The 15450-nt window shown below is 66.1% G+C and carries 14 protein-coding genes; 9 read left to right on the forward strand and 5 right to left on the reverse strand.

What is annotated here, in order from left to right:
• Window positions 1–126: 126 nt before the first annotated feature.
• Both R4P95_RS28415 and R4P95_RS28420 read right to left on the reverse strand, forming a co-directional pair.
• On the reverse strand, window positions 127–1293 hold the full coding sequence (locus R4P95_RS28415; RefSeq protein WP_317747216.1) for a glutamate--cysteine ligase: 1167 nt from the start codon (window positions 1291–1293) through the stop codon (window positions 127–129).
• 82 nt (window positions 1294–1375) lie between these two features.
• Window positions 1376–2635 carry a hypothetical protein gene (locus R4P95_RS28420; protein WP_317747217.1) on the reverse strand — a complete coding sequence of 420 codons (1260 nt, stop codon included), beginning with the start codon at window positions 2633–2635 and terminating at the stop codon, window positions 1376–1378.
• 280 nt (window positions 2636–2915) lie between these two features.
• Between R4P95_RS28420 and R4P95_RS28425 the strand changes: the two genes are divergently transcribed.
• The 5 genes from R4P95_RS28425 to R4P95_RS28445 all read left to right on the forward strand — a co-directional run bounded on the left by R4P95_RS28425 (window position 2916) and on the right by R4P95_RS28445 (window position 10304).
• A complete protein-coding gene (locus R4P95_RS28425; protein ID WP_213575478.1) occupies window positions 2916–3851 on the forward strand; it encodes a hypothetical protein in 936 nt (311 codons plus the stop codon).
• Window positions 3852–4216: 365 nt separating this feature from the next.
• Window positions 4217–5620 (forward strand): amino acid permease, encoded by a 1404-nt coding sequence (locus tag R4P95_RS28430; RefSeq protein WP_249354553.1) that lies wholly within the window; start codon window positions 4217–4219, stop codon window positions 5618–5620.
• A 141-nt stretch (window positions 5621–5761) separates the two neighbouring features.
• Entirely contained in the window at window positions 5762–7093 is a 1332-nt protein-coding gene (locus R4P95_RS28435; protein WP_213575476.1) for a hypothetical protein, read from the forward strand.
• The gene (locus tag R4P95_RS28440; protein WP_317747219.1) at window positions 7093–8115 is read left to right on the forward strand and encodes a glutamate ABC transporter substrate-binding protein; all 1023 of its coding nucleotides are present in this window, start codon (window positions 7093–7095) and stop codon (window positions 8113–8115) included. Before R4P95_RS28435 ends, R4P95_RS28440 begins: the two co-directional genes overlap by 1 nt.
• Window positions 8116–8126: 11 nt before the next feature.
• Window positions 8127–10304, forward strand: a complete 2178-nt coding sequence (locus R4P95_RS28445; protein WP_213575474.1) for a serine/threonine-protein kinase — start codon at window positions 8127–8129, stop codon at window positions 10302–10304.
• 10 nt (window positions 10305–10314) lie between these two features.
• On the opposite strand, the gene R4P95_RS28450 is transcribed toward R4P95_RS28445, so the two are convergent.
• Entirely contained in the window at window positions 10315–10530 is a 216-nt protein-coding gene (locus R4P95_RS28450; protein ID WP_213575473.1) for a hypothetical protein, read from the reverse strand.
• A gap of 198 nt (window positions 10531–10728) precedes the next feature.
• Between R4P95_RS28450 and R4P95_RS28455 the strand changes: the two genes are divergently transcribed.
• Window positions 10729–11529: a thiazole synthase gene (locus R4P95_RS28455; protein WP_397517769.1), complete on the forward strand. Its 801-nt coding sequence runs from the start codon at window positions 10729–10731 to the stop codon at window positions 11527–11529.
• On the opposite strand, the gene R4P95_RS28460 is transcribed toward R4P95_RS28455, so the two are convergent.
• Both R4P95_RS28460 and R4P95_RS28465 read right to left on the reverse strand, forming a co-directional pair.
• Window positions 11480–12484 (reverse strand): PHP domain-containing protein, encoded by a 1005-nt coding sequence (locus R4P95_RS28460; protein WP_317747302.1) that lies wholly within the window; start codon window positions 12482–12484, stop codon window positions 11480–11482. The two genes, R4P95_RS28455 and R4P95_RS28460, sit on opposite strands and share 50 nt — an antisense overlap.
• Before the next feature lie 44 nt (window positions 12485–12528).
• Entirely contained in the window at window positions 12529–13404 is an 876-nt protein-coding gene (locus tag R4P95_RS28465; protein WP_317747222.1) for a LysR family transcriptional regulator ArgP, read from the reverse strand.
• Between the two features lie 72 nt (window positions 13405–13476).
• On the opposite strand from R4P95_RS28465, the gene R4P95_RS28470 reads away from it, so the two are divergent.
• From R4P95_RS28470 to R4P95_RS28480, 3 genes are all read left to right on the forward strand, one after another.
• Window positions 13477–14097: a LysE/ArgO family amino acid transporter gene (locus tag R4P95_RS28470; RefSeq protein ID WP_317747224.1), complete on the forward strand. Its 621-nt coding sequence runs from the start codon at window positions 13477–13479 to the stop codon at window positions 14095–14097.
• A gap of 101 nt (window positions 14098–14198) precedes the next feature.
• Window positions 14199–14612, forward strand: coding sequence for a TIGR03668 family PPOX class F420-dependent oxidoreductase (locus R4P95_RS28475; RefSeq protein WP_213575469.1), 414 nt, complete (start codon window positions 14199–14201; stop codon window positions 14610–14612).
• Between the two features lie 44 nt (window positions 14613–14656).
• Window positions 14657–15325: an SDR family oxidoreductase gene (locus tag R4P95_RS28480; RefSeq protein ID WP_317747226.1), complete on the forward strand. Its 669-nt coding sequence runs from the start codon at window positions 14657–14659 to the stop codon at window positions 15323–15325.
• The last annotated feature ends 125 nt before the right edge of the window (window positions 15326–15450 follow it).

A 15450-nucleotide genomic window follows, 5' to 3' on the forward strand; every position in this document is an offset into this window, starting at 1 on the left:
CCTGGTATGTGTGACTCACATCACCTTTGCGGGAGTCACCTCACATTACGACTCGGAGATACAGACCGCCCAGAACCAGATCTGAGGGAAGGAGAGGGACCAGGGACGCGGGGGCCTCCCGCGGTTTCAGAGCGGCAGCGCATCGCCCGGTTCGGGGAGGCAACCTTCGAAGGTGCGGCGTGCGCATTCGGAGATCACCTCGGCAACACTGCCCCGGTGGGCAAGGGTCTGGCGTTGCCGGATAGCCCCGTTGCCCTGATCGAGCACCGACGCCAGCGACGTATTCACCTGCCAGTACTCACCGAGCTCCGCCAGAGCCGGCTTGACGTGTGCCAGAAGTTGGTACACCAGGCGGTGCGCGGGCATCCGGTGCGCGGTCACCGGATCGAGACCGTGCCCGGCGAGCCCGTCGCGGGCCGCCAACCAGCACGCCCCGCGCAGCACCTGCTGATCGATGGCTGGCGCCGACTCACTGCGGTGGATGGCCCGGATCGCGGTCATGACCAACGCGTGCACCAGGGTGGTCAGGGTCATCGTCTCCCTGATGGTGGCAGGGACGTCACTGATCCGGATCTCGACAGTGGGGAGATGATTCGACACCCGCACATCCCAATAGACCATTCCGGTATCGAGGATGGCGCCGGTCTCGAGCATCACCTGCACCGCGTCGTCGTAATGCTGCGCCGACTGGAAGTACGGTGGCGGTCCCGCACTGGGCCACCGGCCGAACAGGACGTACCGCCAGCTCGCATAACCGGTATCGAGGCCACCGGCGATGGGGGAATTGGCGGTCAGCGCCAGCAGCGCCGGCAACCAGGGCCGCAGATGGTTGCTCACCTGCACAGCTTGCTCGCGGTCCTCGATGCCGACGTGCACGTGACAGCCACACATCACGCCCGTGGAGAGGGCGCCGAATCGCGCGGCCATCTGCTGATACCGCGGGGTGTCGGTTATCGAATTCGAATTCGGTGGCGGGTCGTACATCGGCGTTCCGACTGCCAACAGCTGGCATCCGGTGCGGGCAGCGGCGTCGGCGGTCACCGCGCGCGATTCACACAACTGATCGCGCAGATCGCGGATGTGGGTGCCGACCGACGTCGACGTTTCGATCTGGCAGCGACAGAACTCGCGCTGAAGGTCGATGCCCAGCTCGTGCCCGGCCTCGCAGACCTCGGTGTTGTACAGACTGGGTCGTCCGGTGTTCGGGTCGACGAGGACGAACTCCTCCTCCACCCCCAGAGTCGGACCCACCGGGAGAAACGAGCTACTCGTCGGCACGGTGGTGGTTGCCATTTTCGTACCTCCAACCCACGAATACCACCAACTTTACGAGCATCCAGGCTGTTCCTGCGCGGGCCCGCTCAGTGCGCAACGATCAGCCGCGGCACGCCGGATTTCCGGGGAATGCCGGTACACCGAATCGGCATCCGACCTCGGTGACGGCGTGCAGACGCTCGACCGGCTGCCGGACTTCCAGCGCAGGCAGAAGGCCGTCGTGCAGGAGTGCATTCTTCGTCTCAGGTGCCCGGGCCCGGGCATCGAGAGTTCCGCGGATTCGTGCGAAGTCGACGAGTTCGTCGTAGACCATCGACAGCGCCGCCTCTGTGGTCTGATCCTCGGGCGCGAGCCCGGCGAAATCCACACCGGTCTCGTACTCGTGACGGACTGCGTGCGGACCCTGGTCACACGTGGGTTTGTTCAGATCGATCCGGAACTCCGGCCGATCCGGCGATGGTGCAGTGATCGTCCCGGCGTCGGTGCAGACATGATGCGAAATGCGGTCACCGAGAGCATGCAGGTAGATGCCGATTCTCGCGTTCGAAGATTCGCTACCGATCCAGGAATCGAATTGCGACGATCGGACTTCCCCCGAAATAACCTGCTGCCCGGTCACGTTGGTGAACGGAATTGCGACCGGGGTCTCGAGGCTGTACACACCGTTGATCTGTGCGGGCCGATCGTCTCCGTAACACCCTGTGCCGGTGGCATAGTCGCCGTCCGCGGACGGATTGGTGAAGCCAGCCGTGCACAGTGGCGTGCTACTACCCGGGCCTGCCATGGCCCAGCGCCGCACGTGCGTGAGCATGACCTCGTGTCGCGGATCACCGATATCGGGTCGCGAGCCGTCGGGTTCGGGATCGAGCGGTCCACGCATCGTCGGCAGAAAGTGGAACAGAAACCCACCGGTGGCGAAGTGGGTGCGCACGAGGCCGCCGATGTCCTTGGTGGTCCAGGCGTCCGCGTCGGGGACGAGTCGGCCGTTGATATCGCGCGGCGTGAAGGTGCCGAGGTCGGTCGCTTCGTCGTATGCCGCGATCCAATAGGCGTCGCGCGTCGAGAAGCCGACGGTGCGGGCGATGATGTACGTGGAGTCGGCGTGCACGAGGCTGCGTCCACCGAGCGGTTGACGCAGGGTATACCCGTAGCGCGCGAATGCCTCGAGGCCGCAGATCGGGCCGTTGGGGTCGTCGAGCGAACAGCTGGGCGGAAGAGGCGCGCAGTTGTGTGGCGGTGCACCGTCCGGGCCGTAGCAGATGTCTTCGGCGAAGCCATACGCCGACGGTGGGGAGACGATGAACACGGCAGCGACCAGTGTCAGTGCCACGGTGGCCAATCTCCGAATGGAACCATTCATCGAAAGCACCTCTCCGGTCGCCCTGTGCGTCCACGTTAACACCGGAGCAGTGAGCAAGACTCGAATATCCGCGGAGTCATGGATGCGGCGTTCTCTGAGAGGCGGGACGTATTCAACTGTGTCGAAACGGTTTTACGACTTCGGCTATCCAAAGGCGTTCAGGGTGACGATTACTAACCCTCAGGTGACTGTTCACACCCGCCCATCTGCCGGACGCTGAGAACGTCAGAACGGGACCCTCAGAGAAAGAAGCTCCCTCCATCGAAAGGAACTCACCCCTGTGTCGCACAACCTCGGCACCACTGCACCCGCCGCGCACGATCACGAGTTGGCGCGAACCGCCGCGCCCACCGTCGAATCCGGCCCGAAGCGAGTCCGCCACCACTGGACCCTTACCCGGACAGGCCTGTACCTTCTGCTCGCCGCCTTACCGCTACTGGCGATCTCGGCGCAGGTGTTCGGTGTCGTGCCGATGAACACCACCGGCGCGCTGGTGATCATTCCACTCGCGGCCGCCCTCGCGGTGTTGTGCGTATTCGCTCCGCACCCGATCGACCGCATCGTCGGCCATGGCCTCGGCTGGGGGATGTTCGCGTGTCTGGTCTACGACATCTTCCGCCTCGATACCGTGTACCTGCTCGACCTGTGGGGTGACTTCATTCCGAAAATGGGTACCTGGCTCCACGCGGGATCCGACACTCGGACCGGCGCGATCGTCGGTTATCTCTGGCGTTACATCGGTGACGGAGGCGGAATCGGGATCGGTTTCTTCCTCATCGCCCTTGCCTTGGGCCTTCAGCACTTGTCACGCCGCACCGTCGTCCTCACCTCCGTCGCCTTCGCGGTGTTCCCGGTGTGGGCCGGCCTCATCGCCACGGTCGCCCTGTCGCCGGACGGGCAGCAAGCCATGTTTCCGCTCACGCCGACGACGCTCGCACTCTCGTTGATCGGGCACCTGATCTTCGGGCTCGTACTCGGCCTCGGCTTCCTGCGGGCGCGGCGCAGCGTCGGCCGGCACTGGCCCTGGTCGCCGCTCCTCCCGGCGGCGCGGAGGGCGGGTCGCCGTACCCATCCGACGATCGACTCCGATGGCCGACCTGCGTCGCGCTTCCGGTCCGCGGTTCGGTTGCCGGCCCGTGCCGGGCGCCCGCGCAGTGCGGCGCTGATGCAGGCATGCGGTGAGTGCGGCGCGACTGCCCGTGACACCGAAGGCTAGGACTTTCGATGCGCCTGCGCGTTGGTCACGCAGGCGCATCGAACTGTCCCCGCCCTCTCGCGTACCTCCCTTTCCCTCCTCACCTGGATCTGGACCTCAGAGGTGTGCCCGAACTGGCACTGTGCTCCCCTCCACACCCTCCATACAGTGTTGTGAATCACACCAACAGTTCAGTTCGCGGTAGATCGTCTCCCGTATCTCCCGCCGGCACTGTTCTCCGTTCCGAACCGCCGACGGTCCGCCCCGGACCGCGATGGCGACCTGACGATCCCGGTCAGCGCACAGTGGAGGAAGACGTGACCTCAACACCACCCCCGGTCCGAACTCAGGACTCCGGCCTCGGAAAAGGCCTGAAGAAACGGCACATGAACCTCATCGCCCTCGGTGGCGTGATCGGTGCCGGATTGTTCGTCGGCAGCGGCGTCGTCATCGAGAACGCCGGCCCGGCAGCGATCGTGTCGTTCCTGATCGCGGGGGTCATCACCCTCCTGATCATGCGGATGCTCGCGGAAATGGCGGTGGCGAAGCCCGTCGTCGGATCTTTCTACGTCTACGCCCGGGAAGCGCTCGGTAATCGCGCCGGCTTCTCCGTCGGGTGGATGTACTGGTACTTCTTCGTCATCGTCGTCGCCGTCGAGGCCATTGCGGGCGGGCGCATACTGCAGCTGTATCTACCGTCCGCGCCGCTGTGGATCCTCAGTCTCGGCCTCCTCGTCATCCTGACCTGCACTAATCTTGTCTCTGCGCGTTCATTCGGCGAGTTCGAGTACTGGTTCTCCTCGATCAAGGTGATCGCGATCGTCCTCTTCCTGGGGTTGGGCGCACTCTGGATCACCGGACTGTGGCCCGACTCGACTCCCGGAGTCGCGAACCTCGTCAGCCACGGCGGGTTCGCCCCGCTCGGTTGGGGCGCGGTGCTGGCGGCGGTCGTCCCCTGTGTCGCCTTCTTCACCGGCGCCGAGATCGTGACCATCGCGGCGGCCGAATCGGCGGAGCCGAAGAAGGCGGTCGCCCGGGCGATGCGCTCCATCGTGGTCCGGATCATCACGTTCTACGTCGGCTCCATCTTCGTCGTCGTCGCGGTCGTGCCGTGGAGCACCGAGGCCGTCGGAGTCAGCCCCTATGCAGCAGCCCTCTCGGCCCTGCACATTCCCGGCGTCGCCACGATCATGAACATCGTCATCCTCACCGCGGTGCTGTCCTGCCTGAACTCGGCGCTCTACACCTCCTCCCGAATGCTGTTCGCCCTCACTCGGAACGGCGACGCCCCCCGGATGTTCACGCACCTGTCCCGCGGCGGGGTGCCACGGCGCGCGATCCTGGCCGGCACGGTGATCGGGTATGCATCCGTGGTCGCGGCCTTCGTCTCCCCGGACCTGGTGTTCTCGTTCCTGGTGAACTCCTACGGCGCCGTCGCGCTCTTCGTCTACCTCATGATCGCCCTCTCCCAGGTCGCCCTGCGGAAGAAGCTCGAAGCGCAGGACCCCTCGGCCCTCAGCCTGAAGATGTGGCTGTTCCCGTGGCTGAGTTACGCGACCATCGGTTTGATGGGGGCCGTGATTGCCGCGATGGCGGTTCTGCCCACCACCCGTTCGCAGTTCTGGCTCAGTGTGGTGACCCTGGTCTTCATCCTGATCGGTTACGAATTCCGCCGCCGCAGCCGGTCGGCTGCGGAACCGCAGTGCACCGTCCCCGCGGCCGAAGAAGCATCGGCACCCAACCCCGAATCGGAGCAACTCGTCGGAGTTTCAGCGCGCGAGCAACTCTGACGAACCCGCATCGAACTCGAGGACAGGGACCGAACCGGGTCCCTGTCCTCGTTTCTGTGTCCGGCCCCCGACATCGACTTTTCGGCACGATACGGCGAAAATCGGGCACACTGGCAGTACACCTCGGCGGAGGAGGACACCGTGTTCCACCGCGGAGACAACGCCGTCACCGAAGAGCACTCGCTGGACGAGTCACTGCTCGTCGAGCCCGAATCCCGACGGCAGCCCTGGCGCGAATTTCTTGCCTCGACACCGGGCCGGCTCTCCGTGCTGGGCATCGCACTGGTGACTGCAGCACTCGCGACGGGGGCCATCGCTTCGGCCGCGATCGGTGCCCGTCAACAGCGGATCGACGTGCTACGGACGCATACCGAACCGCTCGCGTACGCCGCGGAAGCTCTGTACAGCTCTCTGTCGATCGCCGACGCCGCAGCCACGACCTCCTTCATCTCCGGTGGAATCGAACCCCGCGAGGTACGCAACCGGTACAACCAGGCGATCGGCGATGCATCGAACGCCCTGGTGACTGCGTCTAACGGAGTGTCTTCGACGGACGCCGGGGCGCTGCGCCTGCTGTCGGAGGTGTCGAGGCACATGTCCGTGTACACCACGCTCGTCGCGACCGCCCGCGCCAACAACCGGTCGGGCAATCCGGTGGGCGTCGCCTATCTTGGTGACGCGTCCGCGCTGATGCAGGACACCATCCTGCCTGCAGCCGAGCGTCTGTACATCGAACAGTCGCGGTCCGTCGCCGACACGCAGGCCCACGGTGCCCGGCTGCCGCGGGCCGCATTCGTCGTCACCGCGGGACTGCTGATCGCACTTGTCCTCGCCCAGGTCTACCTGGCGCGCAAGAGTAAGCGTCGCGTCAACCCCGGTCTCGTCGTTGCCTCACTTCTCACCGCAACCCTCCTGGTGTGGCTGGCCGCGGCCGCACTGGTCTCCACATCGGCGATCGACCGGGCGAGAAGCGAAGGGGCACAACCACTCGCCACCATCACACAATCGCGCATTCTCGCCCAGCAGGCACGGGCGGACGAGACACTGGCATTGTTGCAGCGCGGCTCCGACGAGCAGTCCGAGATCGATTACGCGGCGCACTCCTCCGCAGTGGCCGACATCCTCGGACGGTTACAGAGCGACGGGCGACCCGAGGTTGCCGACGCGCTTGCCGCGCTGGACGGGTGGCGGACCGCCCACGACATGCTGCAGCAAAGGCTCGCGGCCGGCGACTACTCGGGTGCGAGCGCCCTCGCCATCGGTTCGGGCGAGCTCGCGTCGACCGCTCGGTTCGCCGCCCTGGACGAATCTCTCCGGACCGGCATCGAGCGATTTCGCGCCGAGGAACTGGACGGAATGGCCGCAGCGTATCGGTCGTTGTCGCTGCTTGCGGTGGGTAGCATAGTGATCGGCGTCCTCTGCGGGTTCGCCGTCGGTGGGGGGATCTGGCCCAGACTGAACGAGTACCACTGATGATTCCGGTGGATCGACCGAGACGGACGAGACGGCGCGCCTTCCGCCCGCACCTCCTGGTGTGCGCGTGCGCCACCGTCCTCTTCGCCGGGTGCGCCACCCCGCAACCGCTCTCGCCGATCCCCGGCGGCGACTACGCCGAGTTTCCGTTGTCCGACGGGGCGCAGATTCTGCCTCCGTCGGGCATCGCGCCGGCGGAACCGCCCACACCGGACACGTGTGGTGCGCTCGCCAGCCTGCGGCCCGGCCCGGCTGTCCCACCAGGAACTCGACCCCCTGATTCTGCGGTGGCCGACATTCTGGCCCGTGGACGCCTGGTCGTGGGACTCGACCAGAACACCAACCTCTTCAGCTTCCGCGACCCCACCACCGGCACCCTGATGGGATTCGACGTCGACGTCGCGAAGGAGGTTGCCCGCGATCTGTTCGGCGATCCGTCCAAGGTCGAGTACCGGCTGCTCACCTTCGGTAGCCGCTTCGACGCGCTGGAGAACGACGAGGTGGATCTCGTCGTCAAGGGCACCACGATCACGTGTGAACGTGCCGAGCGCGTCGCCTTCTCGACGGTCTACTTCCAGGCCTACCAGCGACTGCTGGTGCCGAAGGGTTCCGGCATCGAGGGACCGGCGGACCTTGCGGGCAAGCGAGTGTGCACCGCCACCGAGACCACGTCGCTCGCCACCGTTCAGCGAGTGCAACCCGAGGCGACGATTGTCGCGGTTCCCGACTGGGACGACTGCCTGGTGGTCCTTCAGCAACGGCACGCCGACGCCGCCAGCACCGACGACTCGATTCTCGCCGGGCTGGCCGCCCAGGATCCGAATCTCGAGATCGTCGGCCCCCCATTGGAATCGGAGCCGTACGGCATCGGCGTCAACAAGAGCCATGAGGATCTGGTGCGCTTCGTGAACGGCACCCTCGATCGGATGCGGGCCGACGGGACGTGGATGGCGCTCTACGACAGGTGGCTGACCGTACTCGGCCCCGTTCCGGGCCCGCCCGCCCCGACCTATCGGGATTGAGGTGTCGGGCCGTGAGCGACGAAACTCAGCGAACACCCCCGGTTGAGCCGCAATCCACACGCGGTGTGCGGTTCGACCCGTTCGCCGACGATACCGACTCGGCGACGACGACTGTGGACCGACCTGGAACACAGGAACTTTCGATGCTCCTCACCAACCCCGTGGTGGCGGAGAACAAACGGTTCTGCGACCGGTGCCGTCGCCCGGTCGGGCGTTCGACGAGCGGGAAACCCGGGCCCACGGAGGGCGTCTGCGAGCACTGCGGCACCGTGTTCACCTTCTCGCCGCAACTGGAGACAGGCGAGCTTGTCGCCGGGCAGTACGAGGTGCTGGGCTGCCTGGCGCACGGCGGGGTGGGCTGGATCTACCTCGCGCTGGACCACAACGTGAACGATCGCTGGGTGGTGCTCAAGGGACTGCTGCACTCGGGCGATCCTGAGGCGCAGGAGGTGGCTCTGGCCGAGCGGCGGTTCCTCGCAGAAGTCACGCATCCCAGCATCGTCAAGATCTTCAATTTCGTCGAACACCCGGGGCTGGACGGCAATCCCATCGGATACATCGTCATGGAGTACATCCGGGGGAAGACGCTCCGGGACGTACTGGCGGAGGTCGGGGCGGACACACGCGACGGTGCGCCGCGGCCGATGCTTCCGGTGGAACGGGCGATCGGCTACATCCTCCAGGTGACGCCCGCAATGGCGTATCTGCACTCCATGGGACTGGTGTACAACGACCTCAAACCCGAGAACATCATGATCGGCGACCACGATCAGCTCAAGCTGATCGATCTTGGCGCGGTCGCGCGCATCGGCGACCACGGCTACATCTACGGCACCCCGGGTTATCAGGCGCCGGAGATCGCCACTACCGGTCCGACGGTGGCTTCGGACATCTACACCGTCGGCCGCACGCTCGCCGCGCTCACCATCGATCTGCCGTCGGAGTCGGGACGCTACGTCGACGGTCTCCCCGCCCCGGAGCAGGCCCCGCTACTGGCCGAGCACGAGTTCTACCATCGGCTGTTGCTCAGAGCAACAGATGCCGATCCGGACCGTCGGTTCGTGTCCGCCGAGGAGATGTCGACACAGTTGGACGGCGTGCTCCGGGAGATCGTCGCGCAAAAGACCGGGCGTCCGAATCCCGGTCTCTCCCGACTGTTCAGCCCGCAGCGCACCACCTTCGGCACGGACCTCGCCATCAGCCGCACCGATGTGTATGTGGACGGGCATCGCCGCAACGAACGCGTCAGTGCGATAGGTGTTGCTCGGGCGCTTCCTATCCCACTCGTCAACCCCGATGATCCGGCGGCACCGTACCTCACGGTGGTGCACAGCAGGCCGAAGGAACTCCTGGATTCGTTGAGCCGGGCGCGGGAAGCGGTGGGGGGCGGTGCGGGGCCCAGCATCGAGATCCCGCTCGCCGAAGCCCGCGCGCACCTCGACCTCGGACATCCCCGGGAGGCAGGGCAGATCCTGTCTTCTCTGCCGCTCGAGCGCGGAGACGCGTGGCGCATCGACTGGTACAGCGGGATATGTGCGCTTCTCGAGGGCGACTTTGAGGCGGCGCCAGCCCGTTTCGACGCCGTGTTGACTGCGCTGCCCGGCGAGGATGCTCCGAAGCTCGCGCTGGCGGCGACGGCGGAGATGCGCTGTGAGTACCGGGAAGGGGAGGACTGCGAGGTGTGGCGGCGAGAGGCCGAGAAGTTCTACCGCACAGTGTGGCGGACGGATCACGGCGTCGTCAGCGCGGCGTTCGGCCTCGCCAGGCAACTCGATCACCGTGGTGACCGGGACGGCGCCGTCCGGGCACTCGACGAGGTGCCGCCCACCTCGCGACACTACGCAGAAGCGCGGTTGACGAGCGTGCTCGTGCTGGTCCACGACCGCCCCGTCGCGGACGTGTGCGAACGGGACCTACTAGAAGCCGCCCAACGGGTCGAGCTCCTCGCCCACGACGAACGACGTGCACTGCAGACCCGCGTTCTCGTGCTCGGTGTGGCGGTGGACTGGTTGCGGTCGGGTCGAATACCCGCGACTGCAACGCTTCTCGGTGTCCCGTTCACCGAACACGGCCTGCGGACGGGGGCCGAGTCGGCACTGCGGGCGCTCGCCCGCAAAGCGCCCGAGCGTCGGCATCGATACACCCTGGTGGATCTCGCCAATCTCATCCGCCCGACCACCTGGCTGTAGCGCAGCCGAATCACAGCACGCCGAACCCGATCTGCTCGCGTCCCCAACGGGCATTCCACGTCATCGCCTGCATCCGGTCGCGCAAATCGTCCCGGCTGCGCGCGGTTTCGTCGAGCTGGCCCATCAATTCGATGATGCGGCGACGGGCGGATTCCAGTTCCGCCGCGAGGCACTCCGCCTCCCTCGGTATGCGGGTGCGGTTCCTGTGCCCGGTGATCGTGGTCATCTCGGCTCCCATCGTGTGCTCTCGCACCTCATTCTGGGCCGGCTGGTACGGGTCCAGAAGATCCAGATAGTTGCGCGCCCGTGGGTCCAATCTGGACCTATGACCCAGCGCACATGTGGCTCTCACCTCCGTGTTCTCTGGCCCGTAGGGTGCGGTACACGAAGAAGTTCCGGCCGGAGGAGGTGCAGGGTGGCGGAGATCCGGGTCGACCCGCTCGCGATCGCAGACCGCACATTTTCTTCGCGGCTGATCATGGGAACCGGTGGTGCAGCAAACCTTTCCGTTCTCGAGGAGTCACTCCTCGCATCGGGCACCGAACTGACCACTGTCGCGATGCGCCGCGTCGACTCGGCCGGGAAGACGGGGATGCTCGAACTGCTGAACCGACTCGGCATCGCACTGTTGCCCAACACCGCCGGTTGCCGAGGTGCCGCGGAGGCCGTGCTGACTGCTCGGCTCGCGCGCGAGGCGCTGGGCACCGAATGGGTGAAGCTCGAAGTCGTGGCGGACGAGCGGACCCTTCTTCCCGATGCCGTCGAACTCGTCTCGGCAGCAGAGCAACTCGTCGACGACGGCTTCGTCGTGCTGCCCTACAGCAATGACGACCCCGTGCTGGCGATGCGGCTCGAGGACGCCGGTTGCGCCGCCGTCATGCCACTCGGTTCACCGATCGGCACCGGACTCGGCATCTCCAACCCCCGCAACATCGAGATGATCGTCGCCCGCGCCGGTGTCCCGGTCATCCTCGACGCCGGGATTGGCACCGCTAGTGATGCGGCCCTGGCCATGGAACTGGGGTGCGACGCCGTGCTGCTCGCGTCCGCCGTCACCCGCTCGTTCGATCCGCCGCTCATGGCCGCGGCCATGGCGGACGCGGTTCGAGCCGGACGCCGCGCACGAAATGCCGGTCGTATCCCGAAGCGCTTCTGGGCGCAGGCATCCTCTCCCCTTACCGGGAACCTGCCCACTCCAGCAGGTCGTCGGCCGGCCACGTATTGATCACCTGTTCGGGTTCGACGCCGCACCGCATCGCCCGCTCACACCCGTACCCCTGCCACGCAAGCTGTCCGGGCGCGTGCGCGTCGGTGTCGATCGAGAACAGACACCCGAGGTCCACGGCCAAGTCGATCAGCCTGCTCGGGGGGTCGCGGCGTTCGGGACGGCTGTTGATCTCGACGGCGGTGCCGTGGTCACGGCAGGCGGTGAACACCTTCTCGGCGTCGAATGTGGACTCCGGCCGAGTGCCGCGGCCTCCCATGACGAGGCGACCCGTGCAATGTCCCAGCACATCGACTCGCGGATTCTCCACGGCTTTCAGCATCCGCCGCGTCATCGCACCACTCTCGGCCCGAAGCTTCGAATGCACACTGGCGACCACGATGTCGAGTTCGTCGAGGAGGTCCGGATCCTGATCGAGGGAACCGTCTTCGAGAATGTCGACCTCGATGCCGGTGAGAATACGGAAGGGCGCCAGCTCCTCGTTGAGGCGGGCGATCACCTCGAGTTGGGCGCGCAGCCGATCGGCGGACAATCCGTTGGCCACGGTCAGTCTGGGGGAATGATCTGTGAGAGCGCAGTATTCGTGACCGAGCGAAGCCGCACTCCGCATCATCTCGTCGATCGGGCTGCCACCGTCGGACCAGTCCGAATGAGTGTGTAGATCACCCTTCAGCGCTTCGCGGAGTGCACCGCCACCGAGGGGCTCCGCCTTTTCCCGCAATTCCGTGAGGTAGGCAGGAACACCGTCGAGTGCCTCACGGATCACCGTCGCCGTCTTCGGTCCGATGCCCGGCAGGTCCTTCCAGCTGTCGGTCCGCTGACGGATGTCCCGCTGTTCCTCCGACAAACCCGCCACCACGTCCGCGGCGCGCCGATACGCCTTCACCCGGTGCGTCTCCGCCCTGGATCGCTCGAGCCAGAACGCTGTCTCGCGGAGAGCCTGCACCGGGTCCATCGGGCTGTCGGCGTCCATGCCACCAGTGTTGCGCCCACCCCACGTCACCGCAACGCTTCGCGCGCCCCCTCGCGGACGGCACTGGTGAGAGCCGTGAGAAGCGGCGATTCCAACTTCCACCGCTGCCAGTACAACGGCACATCGATCGGCCGCGCCGGATCGAGCTCGACCAGTCCATGGTCGGTGCCTGTGTGCAGTTCGGGGAGCAGTCCCCAGCCGAGCCCGTAGTGGACCGCGTCCGAAAATGCCGAGGAGCCCGGAACGAAGTGCCGCGGTGGATGCACTCGCCGTCGAGTGAACCCCCGCAGGAATCTGGCCTGCAATTCATCCTTGCGGTCGAAGTCGAGCATGGGGGCGACTGCCAGGGCCTCGGCGGTCGGCCCGTCCGGGAACCAGTGGTCGGCGAACTCACGGCTGCACAGCGCGCGGTACCGCATCGATCCGAGTGTCTCCACCGTGCATCCCTGCACCGGCTCCGAAACGGACGTCACCGCCGCCATCACCGTTCCCTCCCGCAGCAGCGCCGTCGAGTGGTACTCGTCTTCGCGGTGCAGGTCGAACAGCACACGATGTTCCGGTGCCAACCGGGCTAGGGCCGGGATCATCCACGTCGACAGCGAATCCGCGTTCACGACGAGGGGCAGCGTGCTCGTCTGCGCAGTATCCGGATTGAGCGAGGACATCGTCTCCTGCTCGAGGTGGTCCACTTGCCGTGCGAGGGTGAGCACCACGCGCCCCGAGTCCGTGGCCCGCGCCGGTTTCACCCGCTGCACCAGCACGCGTCCCACCTGTTGCTCGAGCGCCTTGATGCGCTGGCTCACGGCGGACGGTGTGATGTGCAGGGTTCGGGCCGCCGCCTCGAACGTGCCTTCGTCGATAACGGCGGCGAACGTACGCAGCGCGGCAAGGTCCAGCTCCATGTGAAGCGATGCTAATGGCAATGAAGGATAATTAGCTGGCCTGAAGTGTGGCGGCTTCGTAGCGTGGTGTCCATGGACTTCACACCCAGTGTGCTCACGGCAGCAGCGGGCTTCGGCACCGGTCTGTCGCTGATCGTCGCGATCGGCGCCCAGAACGCCTTCGTACTGAGGCATTGCATCGTCCGCCGACACGTCCTTCCCGTCGTCGCTCTCTGCGCGGTCTCCGACGTCATCCTGATCGGACTCGGGATCAGCGGAATTGCCACGATCCTCGCCCACGCGCCTGGCGCAATCACCGTCATCCGGTGGGCCGGAGCCGCGTTCCTGCTGGCCTACGCGGCGTTCGCGGCCCGTCGAGCCCTACGTCCCGGCACGCTCGACACTCCGCAGGAAGTCGGGTCCGCGACACTTGCCACCGCGATTCTCACCTGCCTCGCACTGACCTGGCTGAATCCGCACGTCTACCTCGACACGGTGCTGATGCTCGGATCGGTCGCCAACAATCAAGGAGATCCCGGGCGTTGGCTGTTCGGCCTCGGAGCGGCCGTCGCGAGCGTCAGCTGGTTCCTCGCCCTCGGCTACGGCGCCCGATTCCTGCACCGAGTATTCGCCCGTCCCGGCGCCTGGCGGGCACTCGACGCCGGTATCGCCGCCCTGATGCTCACGCTCGGCATCACATTGGTGGTTTCGTAGTCAATTCGAGGTTGACGTGCCTCGCCGGGCCGACCGATACTTGGCCGCGTGCCCTCGCGATCGAGTCAGCTGCTGTCGGACGCGAACGTCAGGGAGTCGTAATGGATCCCGTGCAGCGATTCTCCGCTGCCCGCGTCGCCCGGCTGGCTACCGCTGGACCCGACGGAGTACCGCATCTCGTACCGTTGGTCTTTGCCCTCGCCGAGGACACGATCTACTCGTGCGTCGACTTCAAACCCAAGCGCACCACGGCATTACGTCGACTGAAGAACATCGCCGCGAATCCCTCCGTCAGCATCCTCGTCGATCACTACGACGACGACTGGGACCAACTGTGGTGGGTGCGGGTCGACGGCGTGGCCGAGGTACTCGACGCGACCACGGCGGAGGGAACCGCCGCCATCGACGCTCTCGCTGCCAAATACCCGCAGTACGCCGCGCGCCGTCCGCAGGGACCGGTGATCACCGTCCGCTCCCTGCGCTGGCATCACTGGTCGGCCGTGAGTACTTCTTAACACCGGAGCGTTGAGAAGTGCTCACGGGCGCTAGCCTCGGGTCCGTGCCCACAGCCCTGATCACCGGAGCCAGCCGCGGCCTCGGAGCCGCCATCGCCCGCGAACTCGCACCAAGTCACGACCTCCTTCTCGGAGCCCGCACAGCAGCGTCGCTGACCGCCATCCTCGGCGAACTCCCCGCCGCGACTCCCTGGCCCGTCGAACTCACCGACTACGACGCCGTGGCCGAGGCCTGCGCGCCGATCGAGCACCTCGACGTGCTGGTACACAACGCCGGGGTCGCCGACCTGTCGACCGTCGCCGAGTCCAGCGTCGAGCAGTGGCGTCACACCCTCGAAGCGAACGTGATCGCCGTGGCCGAGCTGACGCGCCTCCTCCTACCTGCCCTACGCGCCGCCGGAGGACACGTCGTGCTCATCAATTCCGGTGCGGGAATCCGGGCAAATGCCGGGTGGGGATCCTATGCGGCGAGCAAATTCGCCCTCCGCGCCTTCGCGGACTCCCTGCGGCTCGAGGAGCCGGACCTGCGGGTCACCTCCCTTCACCCCGGACGGATCGACACGGACATGCAACGCGCCATCGTCGCAGGCGAGGGCAACGAATACCGTCCCGAGAAGTACCTCCGAGCCTCGACGGTCGCCGCTGCCGTACGTCAAGCCGTCGAGACGCCGGCCGACGCACATCCCACCGAAGTCGTCCTGCGCGTCCGGTGACAGCGAGACTTTCGCGGCGTCCCGGCAAAAAACCGGCGTGAGATACATCACTGTTTGGTCCTTCAGAAAACCCTTAAGCTGCTCACAATCAACCGCCCTACAGTTCTTCACGTCAGCACAGTTCG

It is taken from the genome of Rhodococcus sp. IEGM 27 (genome assembly GCF_033142305.1).
Lineage (GTDB): Bacteria > Actinomycetota > Actinomycetes > Mycobacteriales > Mycobacteriaceae > Rhodococcus_F > Rhodococcus_F oxybenzonivorans.

Excerpts from the sequence above, each read along its gene's own strand:
- R4P95_RS28460 (WP_317747302.1), bottom strand. The coding sequence starts at position 12,484 with ATGGACCCGGTGCAGGCTCTCCGCGAGACAGCGTTCTGGCTCGAGCGA.
- R4P95_RS28470 (WP_317747224.1), top strand. The coding sequence starts at position 13,477 with ATGGACTTCACACCCAGTGTGCTCACGGCAGCAGCGGGCTTCGGCACC.
- R4P95_RS28415 (WP_317747216.1), bottom strand. The coding sequence starts at position 1,293 with ATGGCAACCACCACCGTGCCGACGAGTAGCTCGTTTCTCCCGGTGGGT.
- R4P95_RS28430 (WP_249354553.1), top strand. The coding sequence starts at position 4,217 with ATGAACCTCATCGCCCTCGGTGGCGTGATCGGTGCCGGATTGTTCGTC.
- R4P95_RS28420 (WP_317747217.1), bottom strand. The coding sequence starts at position 2,635 with ATGAATGGTTCCATTCGGAGATTGGCCACCGTGGCACTGACACTGGTC.
- R4P95_RS28465 (WP_317747222.1), bottom strand. The coding sequence starts at position 13,404 with ATGGAGCTGGACCTTGCCGCGCTGCGTACGTTCGCCGCCGTTATCGAC.
- R4P95_RS28440 (WP_317747219.1), top strand. The coding sequence starts at position 7,093 with ATGATTCCGGTGGATCGACCGAGACGGACGAGACGGCGCGCCTTCCGC.
- R4P95_RS28450 (WP_213575473.1), bottom strand. The coding sequence starts at position 10,530 with ATGACCACGATCACCGGGCACAGGAACCGCACCCGCATACCGAGGGAG.
- R4P95_RS28475 (WP_213575469.1), top strand. The coding sequence starts at position 14,199 with ATGGATCCCGTGCAGCGATTCTCCGCTGCCCGCGTCGCCCGGCTGGCT.